29 protein-coding genes and 2 riboswitches are annotated in these 26029 nt (G+C 40.4%); of the genes, 7 read left to right on the top strand and 22 right to left on the bottom strand.

The annotated features are described in order from the left end of the window. Window positions 1-112: 112 nt before the first annotated feature. Window positions 113-796, top strand: coding sequence for a YjjG family noncanonical pyrimidine nucleotidase (locus tag BN997_RS08205; RefSeq protein WP_042531264.1), 684 nt, complete (start codon window positions 113-115; stop codon window positions 794-796). A gap of 56 nt (window positions 797-852) precedes the next feature. Here BN997_RS08205 and BN997_RS08200 read toward each other — a convergent pair whose 3' ends face one another. The 6 genes from BN997_RS08200 to ribD all read right to left on the bottom strand — a co-directional run bounded on the left by BN997_RS08200 (window position 853) and on the right by ribD (window position 5791). Continuing rightward, a complete protein-coding gene (locus BN997_RS08200) occupies window positions 853-1791 on the bottom strand; it encodes a ring-cleaving dioxygenase (protein ID WP_042531262.1) in 939 nt (312 codons plus the stop codon). 59 nt (window positions 1792-1850) lie between these two features. Further along, complete coding sequence (locus BN997_RS08195; RefSeq protein ID WP_042531260.1) at window positions 1851-2288, bottom strand: MarR family winged helix-turn-helix transcriptional regulator; 438 nt, start codon at window positions 2286-2288, stop codon at window positions 1851-1853. 136 nt (window positions 2289-2424) lie between these two features. Beyond that, the gene (gene ribH, locus BN997_RS08190; RefSeq protein WP_042531258.1) at window positions 2425-2892 is read right to left on the bottom strand and encodes a 6,7-dimethyl-8-ribityllumazine synthase; all 468 of its coding nucleotides are present in this window, start codon (window positions 2890-2892) and stop codon (window positions 2425-2427) included. Between the two features lie 2 nt (window positions 2893-2894). Then, window positions 2895-4091: a bifunctional 3,4-dihydroxy-2-butanone-4-phosphate synthase/GTP cyclohydrolase II gene (locus BN997_RS08185; protein WP_042531256.1), complete on the bottom strand. Its 1197-nt coding sequence runs from the start codon at window positions 4089-4091 to the stop codon at window positions 2895-2897. Between the two features lie 13 nt (window positions 4092-4104). Beyond that, window positions 4105-4731 (bottom strand): riboflavin synthase, encoded by a 627-nt coding sequence (locus tag BN997_RS08180; protein ID WP_042531253.1) that lies wholly within the window; start codon window positions 4729-4731, stop codon window positions 4105-4107. Then, window positions 4664-5791 carry a bifunctional diaminohydroxyphosphoribosylaminopyrimidine deaminase/5-amino-6-(5-phosphoribosylamino)uracil reductase RibD gene (ribD, locus tag BN997_RS08175; RefSeq protein WP_042531251.1) on the bottom strand — a complete coding sequence of 376 codons (1128 nt, stop codon included), beginning with the start codon at window positions 5789-5791 and terminating at the stop codon, window positions 4664-4666. The genes BN997_RS08180 and ribD overlap by 68 nt, the downstream gene beginning before the upstream one ends. Window positions 5792-5929: 138 nt before the next feature. Further along, window positions 5930-6067, bottom strand: a riboswitch (FMN riboswitch). A gap of 581 nt (window positions 6068-6648) precedes the next feature. On the opposite strand from ribD, the gene BN997_RS08170 reads away from it, so the two are divergent. The 3 genes from BN997_RS08170 (at window position 6649) to BN997_RS23750 (ending at window position 10539) form a co-directional block, all read left to right on the top strand. Then, window positions 6649-8055 (top strand): sodium/glutamate symporter, encoded by a 1407-nt coding sequence (locus tag BN997_RS08170; protein WP_042531249.1) that lies wholly within the window; start codon window positions 6649-6651, stop codon window positions 8053-8055. A gap of 561 nt (window positions 8056-8616) precedes the next feature. Continuing rightward, window positions 8617-10155: a BCCT family transporter gene (locus BN997_RS08165; protein ID WP_042531247.1), complete on the top strand. Its 1539-nt coding sequence runs from the start codon at window positions 8617-8619 to the stop codon at window positions 10153-10155. Window positions 10156-10326: 171 nt separating this feature from the next. Continuing rightward, window positions 10327-10539 carry a VOC family protein gene (locus tag BN997_RS23750; protein ID WP_084613019.1) on the top strand — a complete coding sequence of 71 codons (213 nt, stop codon included), beginning with the start codon at window positions 10327-10329 and terminating at the stop codon, window positions 10537-10539. A 21-nt stretch (window positions 10540-10560) separates the two neighbouring features. Here BN997_RS23750 and aroA read toward each other — a convergent pair whose 3' ends face one another. Next, the gene (gene aroA, locus BN997_RS08160; protein ID WP_042535911.1) at window positions 10561-11898 is read right to left on the bottom strand and encodes a 3-phosphoshikimate 1-carboxyvinyltransferase; all 1338 of its coding nucleotides are present in this window, start codon (window positions 11896-11898) and stop codon (window positions 10561-10563) included. Between the two features lie 76 nt (window positions 11899-11974). On the opposite strand from aroA, the gene BN997_RS08155 reads away from it, so the two are divergent. Further along, the gene (locus BN997_RS08155; RefSeq protein WP_244882354.1) at window positions 11975-12895 is read left to right on the top strand and encodes a LysR family transcriptional regulator; all 921 of its coding nucleotides are present in this window, start codon (window positions 11975-11977) and stop codon (window positions 12893-12895) included. Window positions 12896-12977: 82 nt separating this feature from the next. On the opposite strand, the gene BN997_RS23165 is transcribed toward BN997_RS08155, so the two are convergent. The 5 genes from BN997_RS23165 to BN997_RS08140 form a co-directional block, all read right to left on the bottom strand. After that, the gene (locus tag BN997_RS23165) at window positions 12978-13145 is read right to left on the bottom strand and encodes a hypothetical protein (RefSeq protein WP_175297022.1); all 168 of its coding nucleotides are present in this window, start codon (window positions 13143-13145) and stop codon (window positions 12978-12980) included. A 33-nt stretch (window positions 13146-13178) separates the two neighbouring features. Then, window positions 13179-13667, bottom strand: coding sequence for a DinB family protein (locus tag BN997_RS08150; RefSeq protein ID WP_042531245.1), 489 nt, complete (start codon window positions 13665-13667; stop codon window positions 13179-13181). A gap of 83 nt (window positions 13668-13750) precedes the next feature. Beyond that, a complete protein-coding gene (locus BN997_RS08145; protein ID WP_244882353.1) occupies window positions 13751-14416 on the bottom strand; it encodes a helix-turn-helix transcriptional regulator in 666 nt (221 codons plus the stop codon). Between the two features lie 63 nt (window positions 14417-14479). Then, complete coding sequence (locus BN997_RS23475) at window positions 14480-14695, bottom strand: helix-turn-helix transcriptional regulator (RefSeq protein WP_244882352.1); 216 nt, start codon at window positions 14693-14695, stop codon at window positions 14480-14482. 67 nt (window positions 14696-14762) lie between these two features. After that, on the bottom strand, window positions 14763-15434 hold the full coding sequence (locus tag BN997_RS08140; protein ID WP_042531243.1) for an HAD family hydrolase: 672 nt from the start codon (window positions 15432-15434) through the stop codon (window positions 14763-14765). A gap of 197 nt (window positions 15435-15631) precedes the next feature. Between BN997_RS08140 and BN997_RS08130 the strand changes: the two genes are divergently transcribed. Both BN997_RS08130 and BN997_RS08125 read left to right on the top strand, forming a co-directional pair. Then, complete coding sequence (locus BN997_RS08130; RefSeq protein ID WP_042531238.1) at window positions 15632-16186, top strand: nucleotidyltransferase family protein; 555 nt, start codon at window positions 15632-15634, stop codon at window positions 16184-16186. A gap of 138 nt (window positions 16187-16324) precedes the next feature. Further along, window positions 16325-17833: an alkaline phosphatase gene (locus BN997_RS08125; protein WP_084612886.1), complete on the top strand. Its 1509-nt coding sequence runs from the start codon at window positions 16325-16327 to the stop codon at window positions 17831-17833. 136 nt (window positions 17834-17969) lie between these two features. On the opposite strand, the gene BN997_RS08120 is transcribed toward BN997_RS08125, so the two are convergent. From BN997_RS08120 to BN997_RS22165, 10 genes are all read right to left on the bottom strand, one after another. Then, window positions 17970-18311, bottom strand: coding sequence for a VOC family protein (locus BN997_RS08120; RefSeq protein WP_042535905.1), 342 nt, complete (start codon window positions 18309-18311; stop codon window positions 17970-17972). A gap of 177 nt (window positions 18312-18488) precedes the next feature. Then, window positions 18489-19058 carry a DUF4256 domain-containing protein gene (locus BN997_RS08115; protein ID WP_042531235.1) on the bottom strand — a complete coding sequence of 190 codons (570 nt, stop codon included), beginning with the start codon at window positions 19056-19058 and terminating at the stop codon, window positions 18489-18491. A gap of 126 nt (window positions 19059-19184) precedes the next feature. Continuing rightward, on the bottom strand, window positions 19185-19715 hold the full coding sequence (locus tag BN997_RS08110; RefSeq protein WP_042531233.1) for a hypothetical protein: 531 nt from the start codon (window positions 19713-19715) through the stop codon (window positions 19185-19187). A 219-nt stretch (window positions 19716-19934) separates the two neighbouring features. Further along, entirely contained in the window at window positions 19935-20957 is a 1023-nt protein-coding gene (locus BN997_RS08105; RefSeq protein ID WP_042531231.1) for a ThiF family adenylyltransferase, read from the bottom strand. After that, on the bottom strand, window positions 20947-21717 hold the full coding sequence (locus BN997_RS08100) for a thiazole synthase (protein WP_042531229.1): 771 nt from the start codon (window positions 21715-21717) through the stop codon (window positions 20947-20949). The genes BN997_RS08105 and BN997_RS08100 overlap by 11 nt, the downstream gene beginning before the upstream one ends. A gap of 4 nt (window positions 21718-21721) precedes the next feature. After that, on the bottom strand, window positions 21722-21925 hold the full coding sequence (gene thiS / locus BN997_RS08095) for a sulfur carrier protein ThiS (protein WP_042531226.1): 204 nt from the start codon (window positions 21923-21925) through the stop codon (window positions 21722-21724). Continuing rightward, on the bottom strand, window positions 21922-23058 hold the full coding sequence (gene thiO / locus BN997_RS08090) for a glycine oxidase ThiO (RefSeq protein WP_042531224.1): 1137 nt from the start codon (window positions 23056-23058) through the stop codon (window positions 21922-21924). Before thiO ends, thiS begins: the two co-directional genes overlap by 4 nt. A 14-nt stretch (window positions 23059-23072) precedes the next feature. Continuing rightward, entirely contained in the window at window positions 23073-23801 is a 729-nt protein-coding gene (locus tag BN997_RS08085; RefSeq protein WP_244882351.1) for a thiamine phosphate synthase, read from the bottom strand. Beyond that, window positions 23797-23892, bottom strand: a riboswitch (TPP riboswitch). It overlaps the preceding gene by 5 nt. Before the next feature lie 119 nt (window positions 23893-24011). After that, window positions 24012-25073: a suppressor of fused domain protein gene (locus tag BN997_RS08080; protein WP_042531222.1), complete on the bottom strand. Its 1062-nt coding sequence runs from the start codon at window positions 25071-25073 to the stop codon at window positions 24012-24014. A gap of 54 nt (window positions 25074-25127) precedes the next feature. Next, window positions 25128-25694: a class I SAM-dependent methyltransferase gene (locus BN997_RS22165; protein WP_244882350.1), complete on the bottom strand. Its 567-nt coding sequence runs from the start codon at window positions 25692-25694 to the stop codon at window positions 25128-25130. Window positions 25695-26029 lie beyond the last annotated feature (335 nt).

The raw sequence follows: 26029 nt of genomic DNA, 5'->3' as shown, positions 1-26029 counted from the left end.
CTGTTTTTGTTTCTTTTTAATTTCCGCTCCTGTTCTCGCCAAACTCTGTAACTTTTCTCCATAATTGCTATAATGAACAAGTAAGATGCTTAAAAGGGAGAGGAACAAAGCAATGAAATACGATGTAATATTTTTTGATTTGGATGATACATTATTTGACTTTGGCAAATCAGAGAAAGGGGCTTTACAAAAAACATTTGAAGCCTTTGGATTGCCGAATGGACTTATAGACTATCGGAGCAGCTACCGGGAAATCAGCAATGTGCTCTGGGGCGAATTGGAGCAAGGAAAGCTGTCGATAACAAAATTAGGGACAGAACGCTTTAGAAGATTATTTGAAAAGCATGGTCTTTCTTTGGATGGAACAGCATTTAACCATGCTTACCTTGAAAATTTAAGCAAAGAAATATACCTGGTGGATGGTGCTGACATCTTATTTGATTCGCTTCCTGAACAGCGTTCCGCGATTATCACGAACGGGTTTAAGCATGTGCAATTACCTAAGATTGGAAACTCACCGCTTCATAACACGTTTGAAGCGGTAATTATTTCAGAGGAAACAGGTTTTCAAAAACCGGATTATCGCATATTTGATTATGCTTTTTCCAAGCTTGGACTTACCGATAAAGCAAACGCATTAATGGTCGGAGATTCCTTAACCTCTGATATGCAGGGCGGTATAAACTATGGAATTGATACATGCTGGTTTAATCCCGACCATAAGGGAAACTTGACAGGAATGGAGCCTACATATGAAATCAATCATTTAACAGAGCTTATTCCGATTGCTAAATGATGGATAGCCAAAGAAGGAAGGTTCCGTATGAAACCTTCCTTCTTTGCTGTTTTTTTCTATTCAATCGGAGCTAGATTTGCTTCAATTTCAGCACGCTTTTCTTCTAAGAATGGCGGTAAATCAAGTTTTTCCCCCAAATGCTCCACATCCCCATCAACAGTGAATCCTGGACCATCTGTCGCGATTTCAAATAAAATACCATTGGATTCGCGGAAATATAAGCTTTTAAAGTAGAAACGGTCCACGATGCCCGATGAACGGAATCCGCGTTCCTTGACTTGTTCTTCCCAATATTGAAGCTCTTCATGGCTTTTTACACGAATCGCTACATGATGAACGCTGCCGCGACCTGGTCTTTCCGTAGGACCGTCTAAATATTTCACAACGATTTCTCCAAAAGCCTGGCCCGGAACAGATTGAAAAATAGCTTCCCGCTCGCTGCGGCTGACCTCTGTATAACCAAACATATCTGTCAATGTGGACGCCAGCTTATCCAGTCTTTTTACGGTTATCTCCACGGATCCCATACCTTGGATTTGATGTTCAGCAGGTACTTCTGATTTTTCCCAGGTTTCCCAATGGTCTGCTTTTTCTCCATTGGCAACAAGCAATACCATCTGCAGTCCTTCCGGGTCTTCGAATTTCATTGCAGTTCGATTGGCATAGGTTGTTATCCCGCCGTGTAAAACATTGTACGTATCAAAGCGTTCTTCCCAATAACGCAGACTCTCTTCCGATGGAACTAAGAGACCAATCCGAGTAATAGCATTCGTCCCCCGATGTGTGTGTCCAACCATCGGGATTTCGAAAAAGGTTAACTCCGTGCCTGGACTGCCTGTTTTATCCCCATAAAATAAGTGATACATGGAAGGATCATCTTGGTTCACTGTCATTTTCACACGACGTAAACCTAATACATCACGATAAAAACGATTATTTTCATTTGCATTTTTTGTAACCATCGAAATATGATGGTGTCCTGGAATGGTATACATAACCAATTCCTCCTTTATCAGTTTACTAGTCAAGTTATAATAAAAAAATAATAGACGTATTATTTTTTTAATTTGCTTTCTGTATGCTTTTGCAGTTTCGACATCAGCGTATATAATGTTCGCTGTTCTTCTTCTGTTAAACAGTCATCCACTACAGATGTTTGAAAAGCCAGCTGATTTTCAAAAACTTCCTCTATCTTGGTTTCTCCCTTTGACGTCAAACTTATCCATTTTGTTTTCCAATCCTGCTTACGCTGAATGTATCCTTCCTGCTCCAGCCGGGCAAGCATACGTGAAATGCCTCCCTCTGACACGGTCACTCGGGCAGCAAGCTCACTCTGCGTAAGAGGTTGATAAGACCAGACTTGGTTTAATACATCAAATTGGGCAACGGTAATATCAAATTGCTTTAGAAAGTCATTGGACAGCTGATTGCTCTGATGCATGAAGCGGACAATCCGAAGCCAAATCAAGGAACCAAGGGTATTCTTTTTCATTCGCCTCATATCCTTTCTATATCTTCATTTTACTACTCAAGTGATAATAATGCAACAAAAATATATTTAATTAAAGATATTTTTTCGTATTAAAAGAAGGCTACCCTTGATATGGATAACCTTCCTTTCATGTACATTAAGCATGAATCCGTTTATTCAACGAAACCATTTCCAATAAACCTAACGCTGCTTCTCCACCCTTATTCCCTGCTTTTGTACCAGCTCTCTCCAATGCCTGCTCAATCGTTTCTGTTGTCAGCACACCAAACATTACTGGAATTTCTGCGTTCAATCCGATTTGCGCGATGCCTTTGGCTACTTCATTACTGACAAGTTCATAATGTGTGGTTGCGCCGCGAATAACTGCTCCCAGTGTAATAATTCCATCGTACTTTTTTGTCTTTTCCACCTGCTTTGTCACATATGGAAGCTCAAAAGCACCCGGCACCCAGAAAATATCGATATCTTCTTCGCTTACCCCATGCCTTTTCAAAATATCCTTGGCACCTTCCAATAATTTAGATGTAATCAACTCATTAAACCTGGAAACCGTGATAGCTACTTTTAATTGCTCTCCTTGAAACATTCCTTCATATACAGTCATAATCATTCTCCTTCTACAGATAATAAATGGTGAAATTTATCTTTTTTTATTTTTAAATAGTGTTTATTTTCATGATAAACAGTTGTTTCTAATGGCACCCTTTGAGCCACCTCAATACCGTATTGCTGTAATTCCTTTACTTTATCCGGATTATTCGTCAGCAAACGGATTTTTGATATCCCTTCCTTTTTCAAGAGCCATGCGGCGATATCATAATGGCGCTCATCCGGAAGAAAGCCGAGAGAAACATTCGCTTCATAGGTGTCTGCACCCTGCTCCTGTAATTCATATGTCTTTAATTTATTGAGCAGTCCAATTCCTCTTCCTTCCTGCCTTAGGTATAGAATGGCACCGCGCCCTGCATCGGCAATCATTTGCATGGCTCTTTCCAGCTGTTCCCCGCAATCACAGCGATGGGAACCGAAAATATCTCCGGTTAAGCACTCTGAATGCACTCTGACTAAGATCGGCTCCTCAGTGTCCTTGATTTCTCCCATCGATAAGACGAGCTGATCTTTGCCTTCTTTGTCCTGATAAAGGGACAAGTCAAAGTCTCCATGCTTGGTCGGAAGCTTCACTTTAGCATTTGCCTGGATATTGGAATAAGCCAAATAAGTTGCAAGCTCTTCGATGGTTACCAGCGGCATACCCCACTCTGCCGCAAGCTGTTTTAAATCCTGCAGCCGGGCCATCTCTCCGTCTTCCTTTAAAATCTCGCAAATATAGGCTGCTTCGCTGTCTCCTGCCAGTTTTGCTAAATCGACCGCAGCCTCTGTATGTCCCCTGCGTTCCAGTACTCCGCCGTTCTTTGCTATTAACGGAAAAATATGACCTGGTCTGTTGAAATCAGCCGCTTGGCTACTTCTATTTGCCAATTCCTGAATTGTCTTTGCCCGTTCAAATGCAGATATCCCTGTGGTTGTTTCTTTATGGTCCACGCTGATAGTAAATGCTGTTTGATACTCGTCTGTATTTTCACTGGTCATTTCCCATAAATTTAAGTTCTTGGCAATGTTTTCGGAAACTGGCGCACAAATCAATCCCCGGGCATGCTTTGTCATAAAATTGATTGTTTCCGCAGTTGCTTTGCTGGAAAGCCCAACTAAATCACCCTCTGATTCCCGCTCCTCATCATCCGCAACAATAATCAGCCGTCCTTGTTTCAATGCAGTAACTGCAGCTTCGATATGGTTTATCATCTTTATTTCCCCTCTATTCTCCAGCGTATTTACTTAACATTTGATTCTTTCCTGTGCCTATCATGGCTTTGATATATTTTCCGAGTATGTCCGTCTCTACATTCACGAATTCACCTTGTTTTAACTGTCCCAGATTGGTGTGATTCATTGAATAAGGAATGAGTGAAATACTAAATGATCCTGGTGTGACAGCTGACACGGTCAAGCTTGTCCCATTAACCGCAACCGAACCTTGGGCCACGATTTCTCCTTGTATTTCCGGTGGATAATAGAACGTGAGAACAATGGAATTCTCCTTTTTTACTTTTTTAATCAATCGTGTGGTGATATCTGCATGACCTGAAACAATATGCCCCTCTAAGCGTCCATTCGCAGGCATCGCCCGTTCCAGATTCACCGCCGCATGTACATGCACATCAGAGAATGTTGTTTTATGAAATGTTTCCGGCATAATGTCTACGGTAAAATCTGAATCGGTCACTTCGATGGCAGTTAAGCACACTCCATTGATTGCCATACTGTCTCCAATTTGATAATCCTGTAGAAATTCGCTGGAGGCCGTGCATGTCAATTCAATATGCCGGCTTGCTTTTCTGATTTTCTTGACTGTCCCTACTTCCTGAATCAACCCTGTAAACATCCTTCTTCCCCCTCCTGCTTACGATTCGTATATCTTCACCAACGGCTTCCACACTCTGTAAAGCTAAAGGCATTACTGACGAAACCTTTCTATCACTGTAAAAAGCGGGCACTCCATTGCCGCCAATCAGCTTAGGCGAGATGTACGTAATCACTTCTTCAAATTTATTTTCTGCCAGGAATGCATCATGAATTTTGCTTCCGCCTTCCACATAAACCGATTGAATCCCCTCTTTCTGCAGGTAATCAACTACTTTTGGGATGGTCCAGTACTGGTCTGGTATTAACCGGACATGCTCCGGCGTATTCGCGATGGAATCGTTTTTTGTAAACACCCAGACTGGAACAGCTTCTTGATAAATCTGGTACTTTTCAAAATCCAGTGCTTGTCCTCTCCGGTCTAAAATAATGCGAACTGGCGGAAAATCAGTGATTACATTTGGTAATAGCTTGGGATCATCCGCTAAAATGGTTCGGCTCCCTGTCAAAATAGCCTGGTAATATTGCCGCTCTTCACGTACTTTTTTATAGGTTTCCTCTCCAGTGAGATACGTCCGCTGAGACGGATCAATAGAGAGCTTCCCATCCAGGCTGACAGCTTGCTTTAATACAATATACGGCCGCTTTCTCCTATGAAAATAGTTATAATGCTTGTTTAACGCTTCCGCCTTTTCCTGCAATATACCGGAAACGACTTGTATCCCTTGTGATTCTAAATAAGCTTTTCCTTTGCCTGCTACCACAGGGTTGGGGTCAAGCTGTGCAATCACAACCTTGGAAATACCGCTGTCTATAATCATTTGGGTACAAGGGGGCTGTTTTTCGGTATGATTACAGGGCTCCAGCGTCACATATATCGTTGCATCAATCATCTCTTCGGGCGATTCACATTGGTCGACAGCCATTTTTTCTGCATGCTTGTCACCGTATTTCGAATGATAGCCGGTCGCTAAAATGACACCGTCTTTCACGATTACTGCACCGACTAATGGATTAGTATATGTCTTTCCTCTTCCTAAACCAGCAAGCTCTATGGCTTGCTCCATGTACCGTTCGTCCATGCGTTCCCTCCTTTCTTAAACACGAAAAAGCCCCGTGAAAAAATCACGGGGCGTCCTTAAATAAACTATATCCAATACACCTGAACAGTTTTTATGTACGCAAAAAAGAGTACACTACACCCATTCATGTGTTGACTTACTTTTCTTCTCCCATCCAGACTATTACTGTCGGCTCTAGAATCTCACTAGATCCACCGCTAAACGCGGGTCACGGACTTCAAACTCGATATGTTTGTCACCGCCGGTCGGGAATTACACCCTGCCCCGAAGAATAATATTAAATTTTGTTATTAGCTTTTGTTACCTTTAATGCTCTCACATAGCTTGTTATATGGCTTATCACTATATTAATTAAATTTCCAATATCCTATTATATCCTTAAAAACCTACCAAAATCCTACCAAGAATCTTAATTCAAATTCTGACATGTTAAAAATGATAATATCAGTTAAAAGTGTAAAATGCAAGACATTATTTTTATCACGAGTTAATGTTCATTGAAAACAAAGACGATTCTTTATTATTGTTTATTTCACTCTTTAAATTTCCAAAAAATAATTAATAAACCATCCTAATTCACCACCTATAATAAGCCCTCACACCGGTTACCCTCCCCATATAAGCCCTATCCCGCCTAAGAACACGGCACACCAAAAGTAAAATTAAAAAGCAATATAATACGAGATAAAGCAGTCATTTCAAGTTCTATTCCAGAGATACTTATGTAACATTGACGTACGCTAAAGAGAATATGACATGTTTTTCATAGTATTATGACGGGTATAGTGAAGTTCAATATTTTTTATTTCATTTCTACTTGGAAATCCTCTTAAAATTTTATGAAAAGGAGTTTATCTATGTCCTTACAAATTGTCGGTTTTGCTGTTATTATACTAGCCGCTCTGCTCGTAATCGGGAAGCTTATCCGATTGAAAATCCCCATCCTTCAAAAACTCTTCTTACCTACGTCTTTGATAGGTGGTTTCTTAGCACTCTTATTGGGGCCGGAAGTATTAGGCCGGCTAACTACAGATGGTTTTCTTGATGCTGGCTTCTTTACTGAAGATATGGTAGAAGTTTGGGCGGGTTTACCTGAGCTATTGATTAATATTGTTTTTGCATGTTTATTTATTGGATTTATCTTACCAAAGCCAAGAAAGATGTGGAGGGTTGGCGGACCGCAAATAGCCTTAGGCTACACAATATCCTGGGCTCAATACGTAGTAGGTATATTACTAACGCTTACCGTATTAACCCCCTTTTTTGGACTTAGTCCTGCAGCAGGAGCACTGATTGAAATTAGCTTTGTTGGCGGCCATGGCACTGCTGCCGGCTTACAAAGTACATTTGAAGAACTCGGATTCTCTGAAGGTTATGACCTTGCTATTGGTTTAGCAACGGTAGGAATACTGTCCGGCGTAGTAATTGGTATGATTATGGTGAATTGGGCTGCACGAAAAGGGAAATCGCAGACGTTACGTCATCCCGATGAAATTTCTTTTGAACAACGAACGGGCATTATCAATAAAGAACACCGTAAATCGGCAGGTACGAAAACTACCTCTCCGCTATCAATTGAACCATTTGCATTTCACTTAGGTCTAATTGGTATTTCTATATTCATTGGTTATGTACTATTAGAAGCGTTTGTTTGGTTAGAAGATGCAACGTATGGAAGCGCACTGGATATTTATTTATTTGAATATGTTCCTTTGTTTCCATTTGCAATGATTGGCGGGATAATTGTCCAAATCTTTCTATCCCGCTTTGATTATCATGAACTAGTTGATCGGGATACGATTAACACAATACAAGGAGTAGCACTGGATTTTCTAATCATTAGTGCCATGGCTTCACTAAGCTTGCAAGTAATTGGAGCTAATATCATTCCATTTATTTTACTTTCCATTGTCGGTATAGCTCTTAATATCTTCCTCTTCCTATATCTCGGACCTAAGATGATTCCGAGTTACTGGTTTGAACGAGGAATTGGAGATTTTGGTCAAAGTACCGGAGTTGCAGCGACAGGAATAATGCTTATGCGTATTGTGGATCCAGAGAATAAATCGCCTGCACTCAATGCGTTTGGTTATAAACAAATATTATTTGAACCAATGGTTGGTGGCGGCCTTGTAACTGCTGCTTCCGTACCATTTATCATCCAATTTGGAGCAATTCCTGTATTAATAGCAGTGATTTTATTAACCACTGCATTTTGGTTATTAGGTACCCTATACTTTGGAAAAAGGAAAGAATTCGATTAGCATATGAGCAACAGCATGAGTACTATTTCATGTTGTTGCTTTTTAACTCTGAAGCACCAGAAAATAATACCCCTAACGAGAATTACCAAGATACTGCAACATTTGCTGAATCTGGGGCTTCTTTTAATAATCCATCAATAGACAAAGCGTCAGGCTGATAGGCCGTAGTCATTGTACTTGAAGTACCAGCTCCTGCAATTATTTCACCAGTTGCAATAACTTTTATCGTTGACTTGTTTCTAATGTTATTTCTTCTACATCTTCTTTAACCAATAATTATTTTGCAAAAAAAGAGATAATTTCAAATAAGGATGTATGATTGACAATCTGATTAAAGTGATTTAGGGTATAGAACGGTGGAATTATACTTCCGTTGCTGGAGTATGATTCCACTTTTTATTTTTCTGCGTTTCTGTTGCCTATTTCATGATAATAAAAGAACATGTCGGGGCTTTTTCGCATTTCCCCTCGTAAAAAAAGTATATACTCATTAAATAGAAATTGGGATTCGGAGGAAGAATAAATGGATAGAATAATTAACAAACTGGAGGAAAAGAAGTAATGCAAGCTTCAAATAAAAAGAAGAACTCTTTAGATTTACCTACATTTCTGATAAGTGGCGGTGCGCTTATCCTATTTGTCATAGCCGCGCTGGTTAACGCAGACTTTGTTGCAAATATGGTGGACACTTTATTTGGCTGGTCAGCTACTTATTTTGGAATCATTTATCAGATCGTTATACTTGGAACGTTTTTTATAGCTTTAATATTAGCCTTTTCGAAATATGGAAAAATCCGTTTGGGGAATATTGATAAACCGGAAATGAGTACATTTAAATGGATTTCTATAATTATGTGTACTTTATTAGCTGGAGGCGGTGTGTTTTGGGCAGCCGCAGAACCTTTGAGTCATTTTCTGGAGGTTCCTCCTCATTTTTCAGGAATTGAAAATGCATCACCGGAGGCCGTTGTACCTGCGCTTGCAATGAGCTTTGTTGATTGGGGATTCCTCTCATGGGCGATTTTAGGGACACTTGGCACGATTGTGTTGATGTATTCCCATTATCATAAAGGAATGCCATTAAAGCCAAGATCCCTTCTCTATCCAATCTTTGGAGAAAAAGTTATTTATAAAAGTGCATTTGGAACCATTGTCGATTCCTTTGCAATTATTTCTGTTGCAGCTGGAACGATTGGTCCGATTGGATTTTTAGGATTGCAGGCAGGCTACGGATTGAGCGCCATTACAAACATTCCGGATACACTAGCCGTTCATATTACCATTATTATTTTACTCGTTGTCGCCGCAGCTATTTCTGCTGTATCCGGCCTTCATCGGGGGATTCAGCTTTTAAGCAGCTTTAATGTTATTTTGGCGGTAGCATTAATTATTGGCGTATTGATACTTGGCCCAGGATATTTTATTTTCAATCATTATCTTGAAGCGTTCGGGCTCTATGTGAATGAACTTATTCCATTCAGCACTTATCGCGGTGATGAAGGATGGCTCAACTTATGGACTGTATTTTTCTTTGCATGGTTTATCGGCTACGGCCCAATGATGGCTGTTTTTTCTGCCCGCATTTCGCGTGGACGGACCATTCGCGAGCTTATTGTAGCTGTTGCAATTATAGCTCCTGTCGTTTCGACTATCTGGTTTGCTGTTATCGGCGGCACCGGGATTTTCCAGGAATTAGAACTTCCAGGATCGATATCGACCGCCTTGAATGAATCCGGGCAGCCTGCTGCCATGATGGCGATTACGGAACAATTACCGCTAGGTACCATTTTCAGTTTCTTGTTTCTATTAGCCACAATCATCTTTGTATTAACAACAACAGATTCTATGTCACTAACAATATCCATGGCTATCTCCGGTAACGGGCATCCGCCAAGATGGTTAAGAGCCTTCTTTGCGATGGTTATGGGCTTAGTAGCTATTGTCCTTGTATCCGTTGGTGAAAACAGTGTCAATTCATTACAGTCGTTTATCGTTGTTACTGCTGTCCCAGTTGTGTTCTTATTGTTGACTACCTTCTGGACAGCTCCGAAAGCATGTAAAGACTTGTATGAGAATCATAAAAAAGAGACGTTATCATAATCCTTCCTTCATTTCTTGAAGTGGAGGTCTTATAGCCAGCTATACTGTGCTGAATCATAACGGAACCAGCCTTTCTCTAATTTTGAAGGAAGGCTGGTTTTTATATAGGCTAAACATACATTATTAGACAATCCATTATAACATAATATTCCCAATATTATGTTATAATGGATTTCGGATACAGGACCAACTGGTGCAACAAAAGAAATCACACCGCTGCCGTACCCTCTATTTAATTTTCATACAGATAATATTGATCAGGCTTATCAGCATATTAAAAAATTACAATATGAGATCGTATCGGAAATCGTAGAATTTGTTGATTTTGCTTATTTTAATATAAGCGACCCTGATGGCAATATAATTATGATATGCACTGGATAAGCAGCAGCCGCTTTGTAATTATCAAGCTTGATGCTTTGTTATCCTCACACCTAAATCCTCCAATAACGCAAAATATGGTGGAAATGTTTTAGAAACACAGCCGGGATCGTTTAACTCGATTCCTTCTGCTCTTGCTCCGATCAAGGCCAATGCCATCGCAACCCGGTGATCATCATAGGTGTTTAATAAGGCTGGTTTCGGCTTGCCAGGATAAACTTTTAACCCGTCGTTAAATTCTTCTGTTATGATCCCCAGCTGGGTTAATGCTTTACAGATAACACTTATCCGGTCAGATTCGTGATGGCGGATATGTGCAACACCTTTAATCGTTATTGGACCATCTGCGAAAGGCGCGATTGCCGCTAAAGTCAATGCCTGATCAGACATCTCTTTCATGGATATCTCAAAATCGCCTTTTAGTTTCATTGTGCCCTCTAATTCAATAAAATCAGCGCCCTTCGTAACCCGACAGCCCATTTGTTCAAAGACCTCCAGCATCTGAATATCCGGCTGTTTGGTTTTCTCTGTCAAACCATTTATCCGTATCCTTCCGTTTGTCACCGCCGCCAGCGCCAAAAAGTAGCAGGCCGCAGAGGCATCTGGCTCCAGTTGGATATCTTCCGCTTTGTACCCTTGAGGATTTATAACGATTTGCTGGAGCGCATGATCATCTTGTACATCTGCACCATACTCCTTCATTAAATCCAGGGTTAAATAAACATAGGCATGCTGCACAATTTCGTCCTTGATGGTTACTGTCGTGGTTTCATTGAAACACGGTGCAGCAATCAATATCCCGCTGATAAATTGACTGGATATTGCACCTGAAAGGCTGACTTCTCCACCTTTCATTTCAGTTCCTTTAATCCGCAATGGATAATAATCTTTCGCAGCTAAATAATCGATTTCAGCACCAAGCTCTTTTAAAGCGTCAATAAGCGGTGCAACCGGTCTTTTACGCATGCTTTGACTCGCCTCCAGCTCCCACTCTCCTTCATGACACGCAGCCAAGACTCCTGGCAGAAATCTTGCAATGGTTCCAGCTGAACCTATATATAAATCAGCAGAATTCCACCAACCTCTGTTTCCATTGACATACGCTGTATTACCCTGAAGCTTGATATTCACTCCTAATTTTTTTAATGCCTCGATACACCAATAGGAATCATCACTTTTTAAGATGCCGCTTATTTGGGATTTACCGTCTGCTAAAGCGCTCATGATAAGCGCTCTGTTTGTCAGACTTTTACTTCCTGGAATAGTGATAGAATCCTCTATTCTATGCTTCCCAGGCGAAACAGTTATCCTTTCAATCCCTTGCAAAGAGGTCCAGGGACTTCTGGCTTTGCTGTCAAACATAAGATTTTCCTCCATCTTTATCTCCCCTTCTAACCGATGCTGTTTGTTCTTCATTATAATTTGGATTATGATATAAATGAAATTGTTATTTTTAATAAGAGCTATAGGTGGTGTCTATATCATAAATACAGACTTATATCGTGTATTTTACATAACAGCTATTGAAAAGAACTTTAGTAAAGCCGCACATCGTCTTTTTATTACGCAGCCAAGTGTGAGTCATTCCATTAAACAGCTGGAGAACGAACTGGGTATGCAGCTATTCACCAGAACATCAAAGGGAGTTCTGCTGACAAAGGAAGGGGACGTGTTATTTGATTATCTCAAACAAGCGTTTGATTTAATTCATCATGCAGAACAAAAAATGACAGAAATGAAAAATCTACAAAACGGGTCTGTTACCGTTGGAGGGAGTGATTCCACATGCAAGCATTATCTTCTTCCCTATATACAAACCTTTCAAGAGTTATATCCCGACATCCAAATCAGGTTACAGCATGGCTCGACACCACAGATTCTAGAAAAACTGGAAAATGGACTGATTGATATTGGCATTGTTCATCTGCCAGTGCATCAAAATAATATTTCTATAACGGAGTTTTTAAGTCTTCACACTACATTTGTTGCCGGGAAGAAGTTTCAGCACTTATCGAAAGAAAGACTTTCTCTGTCAGCAATCCAAGAATATCCGCTTATTTCTTTTTCCGAAGCAAGCAGCTCCAGGAAATTTCTAAATCAGCTTTTTCTTACACGAGAATTGGAAGTGCAGTCTGATATAGAAGTTGGCAGCGTGGAATTATTAATCGAATGTGCAAAAATTGGTATGGGTATTGCGTTTGTTGCGAAAGAGCTTGTACAAAAAGAATTAGCTGAAAAAGAGTTATTTGAAGTAAACATAGACGAGGTTATTGATTTGAGAAAAATTGGATTAGCTACGAAAAAAGGTAATTCCTTATCTCTGGCAGCTGAAACATTTTTTAATCATTTGTTAGCATGACTTGGCTGTATACTATAATAAATAGATATAAGTTAGCGGCTGTGTCATCTAACTTATATCCGCTTATTATTTATACAGCTTTCTATTCTCGTTCATGCTCAGGACGTAAAAATAGCGATTGGTCAATAGCCAGTGACATGTCTATTTGCGGATATTCGCGTTGTACAAGCTGATAAACATCCTGAATGACACTTTCCAATTCTCTAACAGAAGACGCTGGATTGTTTAGAAAAACATCCTCCAAGTTCATGATACCGTATTCCTCCATCCTGTTTCTTTTCTATTAAACATAAAGATCAAACATATTAATATCGTAACCAAGCTGCTTTAAATAGTTAAAGAATTGTCCCCGATGATGGAATAGGTGAGAAACTTCTTCCACGAGCCAATGCGCCTGTGTTTCACCTTTTTCCAGGTAAAAGGGTTTCGTCTTTTTCGTTAAAAAATCGTCAGCTGACAAGGAAAGCATGTAATTTTTGTACAATTGCAAGCCACGATTCATCGCTTCAATCAGTTCCTCGGAAGATTCCAGCTTCTCATATTTTGATTCTAACTGTTGAATTGTCTCCTGATCCTTTTCCTGCCAAAGATTCAAGTCTACTTCTGGTATCGATGCAATGTGTTGCGCCAACTCCCTGAGGCTGCGCATATTTTCTGCCGGCTGGTAACTCCAATCCTTCTCCTCCACCTTTTTTAACAATCCTTCCATAGACCGGATACCAAGATCCAACTCTGCTAATAACTCGTCTCTTAAAATAGTTGCAGCATTCATTACGCTCATCCTTTCATTGTTTTTTCTACCCTATCATGGAATCATGACAAATCCTGTCATCATTGATAAAAATAGTTGAAAAATTAATGGTATTTCTCCAGCAAATCTTTTAACTTTCTTTTCATAAGGGTTATTGCTTCTTCCGGTTCTATAATTTGCGCTTCCCTGCCAAAATTCCAGGCCAGATCAACAAAGTATGTCAGCTCGGTCTTTGGTATGTTCATTTCCACCCACCCAGTTCCGTTCTGCCGCTTCTGAACATGCCTTTCTAAATCCATTTCTGACATCGCCCGCCGTACTCCTTCTCGTGTCAATTCCACTGTAAACGGAATCGGGTCAGAAACCTCAGATTCTGACAGCTCAATCCAGTCCATCACTGATGAATAAGGCAATTCCTGCCCTTTTTCATTAGTAAGCTCCGCTTTTTTTATTCGATCTGCACGAAATAAACGAATATCCTCACGCAGAAAACAATAGGCCGGACAATACCAGAAACCATTATGACTGTACAAGCCGATGGGCTGAATCAGTCTCTCTTTTGTTTCCTTTTGACTGTCATATTGAATCGTAAGCGTAGATTGATCTACCGCTGCATTTAATAATATATCCAGTTCATTTGCGGTTTGTACACGACTTGGATTCCAAAAAACAATCCGATCCTTCATCGTATCAATACGCATTTTCGCGTCATTTGGCAGGTAGCTATATAATTTCTTTAAAACATAGCCTGTTTCCGCTTCAAAAGGCAAAGAGCCAATAAATTGCAGGGATTGAAATGCAAAATAAAGCGCAATGGCTTTTGACTCTTTTAATTAAACCGGAGGCAGCATCCGCTCATTCAATACGTAATAGCCGCCATCTGCGCCAACTTCTGAATAAAGCGGCACTCCCAGCTCACTTAATTCATCCAAATCTCTGAGAATCGTCCGGTAAGAAACATTAAATTCCTCTGCCAGCTCTCTCGCTGTGAATTTGCGTTTTGCATTTACTGTCATCATTAGCTCAATTAAACGTTTGGTTTTCGACATGGCATTTCCTCCAATCACATGAAAAGTAGGGCATGGAAATCGGTGAAGCTTCCCAGCTCTCTTTCAACTATTTTTCAGAAAAGCTTTCTCCACCCAAAATCATATTTACCTGTTTCAAACTATCTACCACAAATGTGGGCTTCTCACCATTTAACTCTTCCAATGAACCGTATCCGTATGTAACACCGATGGAATCTATGCCAGTTTGATTGGCTCCGATAATATCATGCTTTCTATCACCAATCATGATAAATTCTTCCAATCTATATTCGGGATAATTATCTATAATGTACTGGATAATCTCTGCTTTTGCAGATCTCGTCCCATCCAAATTGCTTCCTACAATAATTTCAAAATACTTACTTATTTGGAAGTGCTCCAGTATTTGCTCTGCGAAAACAGTCGGCTTTGACGTAGCGACTGCTAAAATAAACCCTTGTTCCTTCAGTATTTGTAATAATCCTGTCGTATCAGGGTATAACGTATTCTCATACATCCCTTTTTCTTTAAATCTTTCCCTATATAACTGGATTGCTTTTTGCGTATTCGCTTCATTAAAATGGTGATATTCAGTAAAAGACACTTGTAGAGGGGGACCAATAAAGCATTCCAGCTTATCCAGACTGGATTCCACAATATTCATTTTATTTAATGCATATTGAACAGATTTGGTTATGCCTTCTTTTGGGTCAGAAAGTGTTCCATCTAAATCAAATAGGATGATTTTATATTTTCCCATTAGAATCTACCTCCCTCATAAATTAACTTTATATCTTTTTTTATTTTACCATTTATTTTATCACGGAAAACCGTCCGAAAAACTCCCGCTGAGTGAAGTTTCGTTATATATTCAGATGTTTCTATAAAATAATGCAGCATTTCATTCAGTCTGATTATGCTATACAATATAGCCAGATAAAAAAGGGCGTGATACATATGATAGAGTTCGAAGACAGATTAATAGCGATTCTCCAACAAGACAGCTATATCCTATCGATTTTACAAACAGTGGACAGATTACAACTGAGTGATTGCTGGGTTGCTGCTGGATTAATCAGAAGTAAAGTTTGGGATACCTTATATGATTATCATACAAAAATAAATGATATTGATGTTATTTATTTTGACCAAACGGATATTTCCGAAGATACAGAAAAAAAACTAGAAGCGAAATTAGAAAAATGGATGCCTGGACAGCCATGGTCTGTGAAAAATCAAGCGAGGATGCATTTAAAGAATAACAACCTCCCTTATACCTCTTCCTTTGATGGTGTTTCTCAATTTCCTGAGACACCCACTGCCGTTGCTGCACAGATGTATCGTCATGAAATTAAAATAATGGCTCCTCATGGCTTAGACGATTTATTTCAAGGCATTGTCAAACCAACGCCGTATTATGTAAAAGGTACAGAGCTCCATTCTATTTATAGAGAGCGGATGCGTAATAAAAAATGGGATTCAGCCTGGAAAAATTTAATTATAGAATATTAATGCGATACATTAAAAAAACTTATCCTTATCTTATTAATAAAAAACAGAACATTACATATTATTTACATTCTATTCATCCTCAGTTAAAGTCTTTCACCTACAATGAGGTTAAGTTCAATTTCGAAGGAGGATGATGGAATGTTAAAAAAGCTTGGAGTGGCAGCGTTAAGCGCCGGAATTATTTTTTCAGGAGTAAGCACCACAGCAGCTAGTGCAGACGGAAACAGCCAATTGAATAACAGCAGGGGGAACGGAGAGAAGACGGAAAATATCATTTATATGATTCCCGATGGCTTTAACGCAGATTATGCAACCAATTATCGGCATTATAAAGGAGAGCCTGCAGTATGGGATACCCATTTGCGAGGAATGTATACTACATATTCCGCTGATTCCAATATTACCGACTCCGCTGCAGCAGGTACAGCTATGGCAACAGGTGTCAAAACGAATAATGGCGTTATTGGATTGGACCCAGAGGGTAACCCGCAGCAGACGATTTTAGAAGCATCACAGAACAAAGATATGTCCACGGGACTTGTTGCTACCTCCACTATTACACATGCAACTCCGGCAGCTTTTGGAGCACATGTAGATGACCGGAATAAGGAAACAGAGATTGCCCAACAATTAATAGATAACGAGATTGATGTTTTACTAGGCGGCGGGAAAAATAATTTCCTTCCAGAATCAGAAGGGGGAAATCAGGCAGAAGCTAATGTGCTCCAGCAAGCAGAAGAGCAAGGATATCAGCTTATTGAAAATCGCAATCAATTATTGGAAGCAGATATTGATTTAGAAAATGAGAATTTACTGGGATTATTCGCAGATGATGCTATGTCACCGGAATTGCATCGCGATACGGAGGAAGAACCTAGCCTTGCAGAAATGACGCAAACCGCCATTGATACCCTAAACAAAGATGAAGACGGCTTTTTTCTGATGGTAGAAGGAAGCCAGATTGACTGGGCAGGTCACGCGAATGATGCAGCATGGGCGATGACAGATGTAGGTGCCTTTGAAGCAGCAGTCCAAGAAGCGATTGATTTTGCTGAAGAAGATGGTAATACGCTGGTTATTGTCGGAGGAGACCATGAAACAGGCGGCATGACTGTAGGTGCCAATGGTTCAGGCACAGCAAATCCAGAGCTGCTTCAAAGTGTAACGGCAACCGGTGAGAATATCGCAGCAGAGCTAAATGATGATCGCTCTAATGCTGGTGAAGTAGTAAATAAATATACAGATATGGAATTGTCAGAAGAAGAAATTCAATCGATTCAGAAAGCTGAAGATCCAATAATGGCAATCAATACAGTCATCAGTTCGAAGGCCAATGTCGGATGGACAAGTACAAATCACACAGGAGTGGATATCCCAGTCTACGCATATGGTCCAGGAGCTGATAAATTTTCAGGAGCCCATGATAATACAGATTTACCAAAAATCATCGCTAACGCTGCAGGAATTGAATTTGGTGGGAAAACCAGCCAAAATCAGTCTGAAGGAACCGTCTATACTGTAAAGTCTGGGGATACACTATTTGAAATTGGTCTGAAATATAATTATTTATGGACTACGCTGCAGGAGATTAATCAATTTCCAAATCCACATTTGATTTATCCGGGAGACGAAGTGTATTTTAAATAAGTATTTAGCCAAAGGATAATTACAACTTATAAACCCTTTTGAAAAATCCCTGTGAATACGAGTTTTATCAATACTCGGTTATTCACAGGGATTTTTGGATATCTTAAACTCCCAGGAAAGGAATTAAATTTTTATTTTACTCAGACAAAATCCCCACAGTAAATCCACCAGGGGCTTTCACATAAAAAGTATATCCATGAGATTCAATGGAAGAATTTACTTCATAACCACCTTCTTTCAACTGTTTATTTATTTGATCCACTTTCTCTCTGCTTTCTTGCGGGAATCCAATGTGAAAGGTTTTCGGATATCGAACATCTTTCCCTTTCATCAGCGTCAAAACGAATTGATTATCGTCAAACATAGCTGCAAATCCTTTTCCACGACTGTTCACACATGTCATTTCAACGTATTTCTCCAGAAACTCCCGCGAAGCTTCCACGTCGTTTACTGTTAGGTTTAAATGTTTTAATTGTATACGATCCCCATACCGGCAAAAAAAACCGTCCAAATAATGCCTAAAATAAGCCATCCTCTATTGACCAGCAAATAAATGCTCCTCTCTGCTCTGTTATTCTTTGTACAAATAAAAAAGAATCAAGAATTGTCGGTTTACATCCATTCCTGATTCTCCATATCCTTCTCCTGCTTACTGCTACACTCGTAACATCCCCCGGAACCCACGGGAACCATAATAAGATTCCGCGCCATTATGATATACGAAAACATGCCCAAAACGGAAATCACAAAAAAGTGCTCCGCCTCGTTCTCTAATATCCGTCGGTGTCTTTACCCAGGTTGATGTTTTCGCATCAAAAGTTCCAAGCTTTTGGAGTTCGCGGTATTGGTCTTCTGTTAACATTTCAATGCCCATATCCGTTGCCATATCTATCGCACTATTTTCCGGTTTGTGCTTCTTTCTTGATTCTAATGCAGCCCGGTCATAGCACACACTTCTGCGTCCTTTAGGACTTTCTTTCGAGCAGTCTACAAAGATATATTCTTCCCTTTCCTCATCATATCCAATTACATCCGGCTCGCCTTCCGTTCTCTCCATTTCAAATAAGGAGATTAATTTTTCGGAATTCCCCTCCAGCTTGGCTTGAATCGGTTCCCATTCCAGACCCTGATGACGCTCCGTATTCTTTTCAAAACGCGTCTTTAATTTCCCCAGTAATTCTTCCTGTTCCGCTTGAGAAAGCTCTTTTTTATTTTCTGCTGTCATATTTAGTCTCCTTACGTTTTAGATTATTTCATCTAATCTTATTATATCCATTTAGGAAGGTTATTTCATTTTTTATCCTGAATTTTATTTCCCCGAACAATGATTTAGTTTAGATTACACAAGAAATTAAGAATCAGGATTCATTTTATAAATATGCTCTCTTAATTGCTTCTCCCACAGCTCCCGATTTTCCCTTTCTGCCAAATTATGTACATAATCAACTATTTCTATAAATCCCGCTTCATTCGGGTTCAGTCCGCCGACTCTAGTCGTGGAATCTGTTAAATGGACGTCGACATAATAAAAGCTCCCATCAACGGAGTCATCATCTGATACATCTTCGGGAAGCTGCCAGAAGTTATCTTCTATCAGACTTTTAATCTTTTCCACTTCTTCTTCAGAAACACTTGTTTCATATACTGGAGCATCTTCACCTATTTTTATATCACCTGTCTGTTCTGTATGCAGTGTCAGCTTCCCGTTTTCATAAACAGCATAGTTTACCGGGTAAAAATGTCTGTATTCATCTGGCCCGGTGGAAATAGAAGTTACTGTGATAAAAGGGCCGTCTGTTTCATAGTCTCTTTTTTCATTGCAGCCAGTTAGAATAATGAGGTAAACCAGGATGCTCAGAGTAAGATATATACCTTTCTTCATTTTTTCTTCACCACTTTTATACAGAATAATTTTAATTCATATTCGTTTTTCTAAGTATAAAACAAAACTTCATTCAGCGGAAATTTTTCTTTTCTCCCGCTGAATGAGCCTGATTGAGTCAAGGAGTCAGTTCACCTGATTTCCTATCTAAATTAATATATTTTCCTTTTTTATACAGGGTGTGGAATTTTATGGGCGTTTCCCTGTGATAAAAGTTAATTATCCCAAATAGCGGTGATAGATATTTTTTGCTTCCATCTGGTCCATCGTCCCATGAACCAATGCTCTCCCGTCCTGAAACAGCACAATACGGAAGGAGTCCACTTCAAACGAAAGCAGATAAGGATTTTGAAACAGCTTGATCTGGTTATTCTTCTGCAGCTCTTTGGCTACTTCATTCAAATCTGTTTGTTTACGCTGCGGACGGAGCTGGACGGTATTTCTGCCGCATAACACAGCGGTTTTCAAATGAGAATCGTAAGCAAGGTTTGGATAGCTTCTTTTCTCTGAGCATGATGGACAATCCGCTTTGCGTAAGGAAGCTACCTCTATTTCCACATGCTCATTGTTCCAAAGATCAAAGGAAATGATTTTTCCTGATAAAGCCGCTTCGTTACCCGTCAATAGCTTTAACGCTTCTGTTATCTGCTGGGAGACCACCTTTTGCACAACCGGCTGAATAACGCCGACGCTGTCACAGGTAGCGCCATTAACTGGAATGTATTCCTGCAAGCATTGTAGACAGGGAGTTTTTTTAGGAACCACCGTGAAAGTAACTCCATAGCTTGCTACAATCGCTCCATAAATCCATGGTTTCTGATACTTTTGCGCCATATCATTCAGCAAAAGTCTTGTCTCAAAATTATCCGTCGCGTCGATGATAAGATCTGCTTCAGGCACTATTTTCCGCAATATATCCACCTCAGCATCTCCAACAATCGCATCTATTTTGACATGGCTATTCACTTCAGAAAGCCGTTGTCTGGCAGCAATGGCTTTGGGCATTTTCTGTTCCATATCCTTTTCACTAAACAGCTGCTGCCGCTGCAGATTACTTTCTTCTACATAATCCCGGTCAATTAATGTTATGTGGCCAACGCCCGCACGCGTCAAAGCTTCCGCACTGCTCGACCCCAGAGCGCCTGCACCGATAATCAGCACATGGCTTTGGCTCAGCTTCTCCTGGCCAGACTCGCCGATTGGCGCAAATAATATCTGACGATGATAACGATTAGTTTCCAACGCTGATCCCTTCCTCCGGGCTGCTGGCTACAGCATAATCTTTCATCGCAATCCTTCCCGCTTCATACCCCAGTCTCCCTGCTTCTATTGCATATTTCATTGCCTCTGCCATTTTTACAGGGTCATGTGCTCCGGAAACAGCTGTATTCAGTAAAACACCTTCTGCGCCCAATTCCATGGCATACGCTGCATCAGCAGGCGATCCAATCCCTGCGTCGACAATGACAGGCACTTTTGACTGCTCGATAATAAAAGAAAGATTTAATGGATTGATGATTCCTTGCCCGCTTCCAATGGGAGAAGCTCCAGGCATCACGGCGTGGGCTCCTGCTTCCTCCAGTTTTTTTGCTAATACCACATCATCTGAGGTGTAAGGAAGCACTGTAAAACCTTCTGCCACCAGTTCTTCTGTTGCTTTCAATGTCTCTACCGGATCAGGCAGCAACGTTTTATCACAGCCAATGATTTCCACCTTGACCATATCACATCGTCCTGAAGCGGCCGCTAATTTAGCAATTCGCACCGCTTCCTTCGCATCCTTTGCCCCTGCTGTATTTGGTAAAAACGTATAGCGGTCCACATCGATTTTTTCTAAAAAATTGGGCAGGGAAGGATCATAAATATTCATCCTTCTGACAGAAAAAGTGAGTACCTCTGTCTCTGATTTATCTACCGCCTGTTTTTGAATATCAAAATCCGGATATTTACCTGTCCCTAAGAATAAACGTGATTTAAATTGATAGTTTCCAACTGTAAGCATTTGCTTAACCTCCTCCAACAAAATGTACGATTTCTACCTTGTCTCCATTTTCCAACACCGCTTTTTCATGCTCTTCCTTCTGTAATATCTGCTGATTATGCTCGATAATCAAAGGTTTATCTTCCAATCCCAGAAAGTCGATTAAGCCTTTGACATGCTTTACCTCTTCCTGCACTTCTAATCCGTTGCCATTCACTGTGATTTTCATGTTGATTCACCTGCCTTTTCCAATTTTTTATTTTGACGGTCCGCATGAAAGCAATCATAATAAAGCGGGGAAACCGGCTTATTTTCTATTAAATCTGCCATATAAATTCCCGTGATAGGCGATAGTAAGATGCCATTTCGATAATGTCCCTTTGCCGCATATAGGCCTGGGATTCCCGGAATCTCGCCCAAGTATGGCAGTTCGTCAGCTGTAGATGGTCTGATGCCTGCCCACATTTTTCTTATCCTCGCCTCTGCCAGCTCCGGAACCATTTTCTGCGCTCGTGACAGCAGTCTCTGGACGCTTGCGGCATGGACATGCTTATCCATTTTTCCTGGTATGGAGGAGGCTCCAACAATCACCTTTTTTCCCTGCTTCGGAACAAGGTAACAGCCATCCATCCAAAGTGTTGATTGAAATAGCTTCTGGTCCAGTTCTAACAGCAGACATTCGCCCTTCACCGGAATCGCAGCATAATCTGCAGGCAGCAATTCATCTCCGAAAGCTCCTGTTGCAACAATAACCTGGACCGCTTCATAGATTGCCTCTGTTGTCCGGACACCATAAACCGTTTCATTTTCTATCAACAGCTCATTAACGCTTTCCTGCTCATGCAACACCGCACCATAATGAGATGCAGCCAGAGAGAAGGCTTTGGTCAGATGACGGGCGGAAACCTGACCATCATCCGGCAAATACAGGACAGCACGAAGATTCTCCGTCAGGCTTGGCTCCATTTTTTTCGCTTCTTCTACTGACAGTAAATACGCAGGGTTCCCCGCTTCCCGCTGGAAGGACGCGACGCTTTGCAGCTTGCTGTATTGCTGCTGATGAAAAGCAAGCTTCATGATTCCTTTATGAATATATTGAATATCTACTCCTGACGCTTCCTTCAGTTCCTCTGATAAATTTTTGAATAGCGCTCTGCTCTCATGTGCAAACCGAAAAAGCGGACTGTCTTCTGTAAACTCTCCTTGAGCGCCTAACATACCTGCTGCGGCACTGGAAGCCTCGCAGCCGATTTGATTCCTTTCAATGACCAGCACCCGATTGCCTCTTTTGGCCAGCTGATAAGCAATAGAGCAGCCAATAACTCCGCCGCCTACAATAATTTGATCAAACTGTTTATTCATCTTCTCCCTCCTTTTCATATATTCAACGCTTGCCGGTAAGCTCTGACAGTTTGGACCGGATCCTCTGCCTGCCAAATACCAGACATGACCGCGATGCCGCCTGCTCCTGCGGCAGTTACTTCTTTCGCCCGCTCAGGAGTAATCCCGCCAATAGCATATACCGGCACAGACAGCGCGTTAGTCATTTCCTGTAGTTCCGTTAATCCTCTGGGCTGCTGATTGGCTTTGGACTTGCTGGAATAAATATGGCCATACAGCACATAATCAGCTCCCTCCTGCTGCGCCTGCTCTGCCTCAGCTAAAGAATGAACAGACTTTCCTGCCTTCAATTCAGGGAAGCTTTCTTTTACAAGTGGAATGGAAGGACTGTGAAACGCCAGCTGAATACCTGCGCACTGCTTTATCACAGCAATATCTACTCTGTCATTCACTATTATTTTCTCTAATGGCAATCCGATATTTTCTAATGCACCGATGATTTCCAGAATGTCCTTCGCTGTCTTGTTCTTCTCTCTGATATGCAAATAATCAATCTCAGCCTGAATCCGCTTCACTATTTGCAAATGCTGCTCGGAAAAACTGCCATCACTGATCAAGTGCAGATGCCTGTCCATCTTCTTCTCCCCTTTCTTCCATTTTCTTGTTTCAGGATTGGCAGAAGAACGAAAAAGACCACTAATCCAGCTGAGGGATAAGTGGTCTTGATTATATACAAATTCATTGTTCGAATGATATATCGTCATGTTCCTGCCACTTCCCTACGCTAGTGTTAACCAGATCAGGTTCAAAGGGTCCGAGTATTCGTCTCAGCCAAAGGCTCCCCTAGTGTTGCTTATTTAATTTTCAGATTACAAATAAAGAATAACATATAATTTTTTATTTTCAAAGATATTCTTTCAAAAGTGTTTAGCGATTTATCAAGGAAATGTTATTTTACTTTCAAATGAGTTCTCTTACCCAATTACCTGAACAACATTTCCTTCATTATCTTTGATGTATGTTTTAACAATTTTTACAGCCAGCTGTTCAAACGAGAATAGTTCCGCCACACCTTCTTTAGGAATCAGCTTCTCACTCAACTCGATTGTACTCTGCTCATCTAAAATTAGACGCACCTTATCCTTCTCCATTGCATATTCTGACTTTTCCCCGGGCTCTATAGCAATGACAATATCAGGACCTGCCAATGTCAGAGCCTTTCCTTTCAAGAGACGCCCTCGCAGCACTTTACTTATGGTTTCGGTTTGTTTTGCCCCCAGAGTCAGCATTGCTGGTTTTTTTCTGAATAAGCCCTTTTTTTCTGGAGTCCACGATAAATTATCGTTAAATAGAAATCCTGTATTGGATCCTTCCCGTTCTCTTCCTTCATCAACTTTTTGGGAGACATCTGCATGATTTAGTAAAGAATCTCTTTTTAAATCGGTAATAAACGCGGGCATATATGGGGAACTGGCAGAGAGAACACCTCGTGTATTCCACGTCTGCATTGCTTCGAGCTCATCATTTGTGATACCAACCATCTGCAGAAATTGCACTTGACCATTTTCTGTTTCTATTGTACCAAGCTCAGAATCCGTAATAAATGCCAATGCAGTTAATGCCGTATCTGATTCCAAACAGATAGGACCATTTGCATCCATATAGTCTCCATTTTTAAAAACATTACCGCTGTTAAAAACATATCTTCCCAAATTCTGAAGCAGATTAAGCGCCCAGGCTGGCGGTTCCTCTTCCCCTTCTTCTTTTTTCAATCTGAACGTTAATTCAAACCCAAAACCGCTTACTTCTGGATTATCGGTTTCTTTTTCGTAAATCTCTGAAAATCCATATGTAACTATATGCCAGTGCAAGCCTGGCGTTTCTGATTGATAAGCGCTGATTCCATCTAATGGATCCGGTCCGCCCAGCGAATAAGAGATCACTGTTCCATAATGCTTCGGTTCCTGCTTCCCATAAATTGCTTCCATTGCATTATCAATTGCATCCCAGCCGGCTGCTTTTACTTCTTCACTCATTAAATTCCTCCTCTGTTTCCCTTTCCAAAAAGACGATTTTTTCTTTCTAAAACACTACCCCTTTGTCGAAATACAAAACATCTCTGCAAAATCAGTGACGATGGTTTTTTTAGGATTACGCTTCACATCATATCTCATTTTCTCTAACCCTTCTTGGTAATCCTGATCATCAATCAACGTTAATATGGATATGTCTCTATTCTCTGCATACCCCAGATAATCCGACACCCTGATTTTTTCTAATCGATATGTCATCTGCAGTTCTGTGTTAAACCCTCTTATTGAAAGCTCATCAAAAATAACTTCCTTTTCCCAAAACCTTTTTACGTCCTCTTCATATGCTGTTGGAAAATAATGATATACCCACCATTTTCTCATATCATGGATAGCAATATTATGCAGCTTGTATACACCGTTTTTCTTCAAGACACGATATATTTCATCAAGCGCTGCTTCCTTCTTTAAAAAATGATGAAAAGCATAATTATTGGAGATATAATCAAACTTTTCATTCTCGTAGGGCATATCTTCAGCTAAACCATGCACGAGTGAGACATTTTTTAATTTGTTCTTCGCCTTTTTCAACATATCCTCTGAAGCATCAAGCCCGTACCAGCTCATGTTTCGACTATCAAAACAGGTTTATTTGAGTATTAAGATAAATACCTGTCCCGCATGCTAAATCTAACACGTGATACATTGGTTTAGGGTATCTATATTGATACTCCTTTAAATCCTTATCAAATTGCATTTCATCTAATCGATATGTATTGCTCTCATATTTATCAGCAATTTGCGAGTAATCAGTTATTTTCACATTGTTTTTCTTTGCCTTTTAATTATTAGGAGGAATTTAAATGCGGTATAAAGCCATTATACTTGTTTTCTCTATGTTTTTAAAAACTTACTATTCTCCTAATTCATGAAGCAACGTCTCACTGCTTTCCGGATATACA

Source organism: Oceanobacillus oncorhynchi, assembly GCF_000821065.1.
GTDB lineage: Bacteria > Bacillota > Bacilli > Bacillales > Amphibacillaceae > Oceanobacillus > Oceanobacillus oncorhynchi.
The sequence above is the reverse complement of the archived record's forward strand: the minus strand, read 5'-3'. Positions and strand labels throughout refer to the sequence as shown.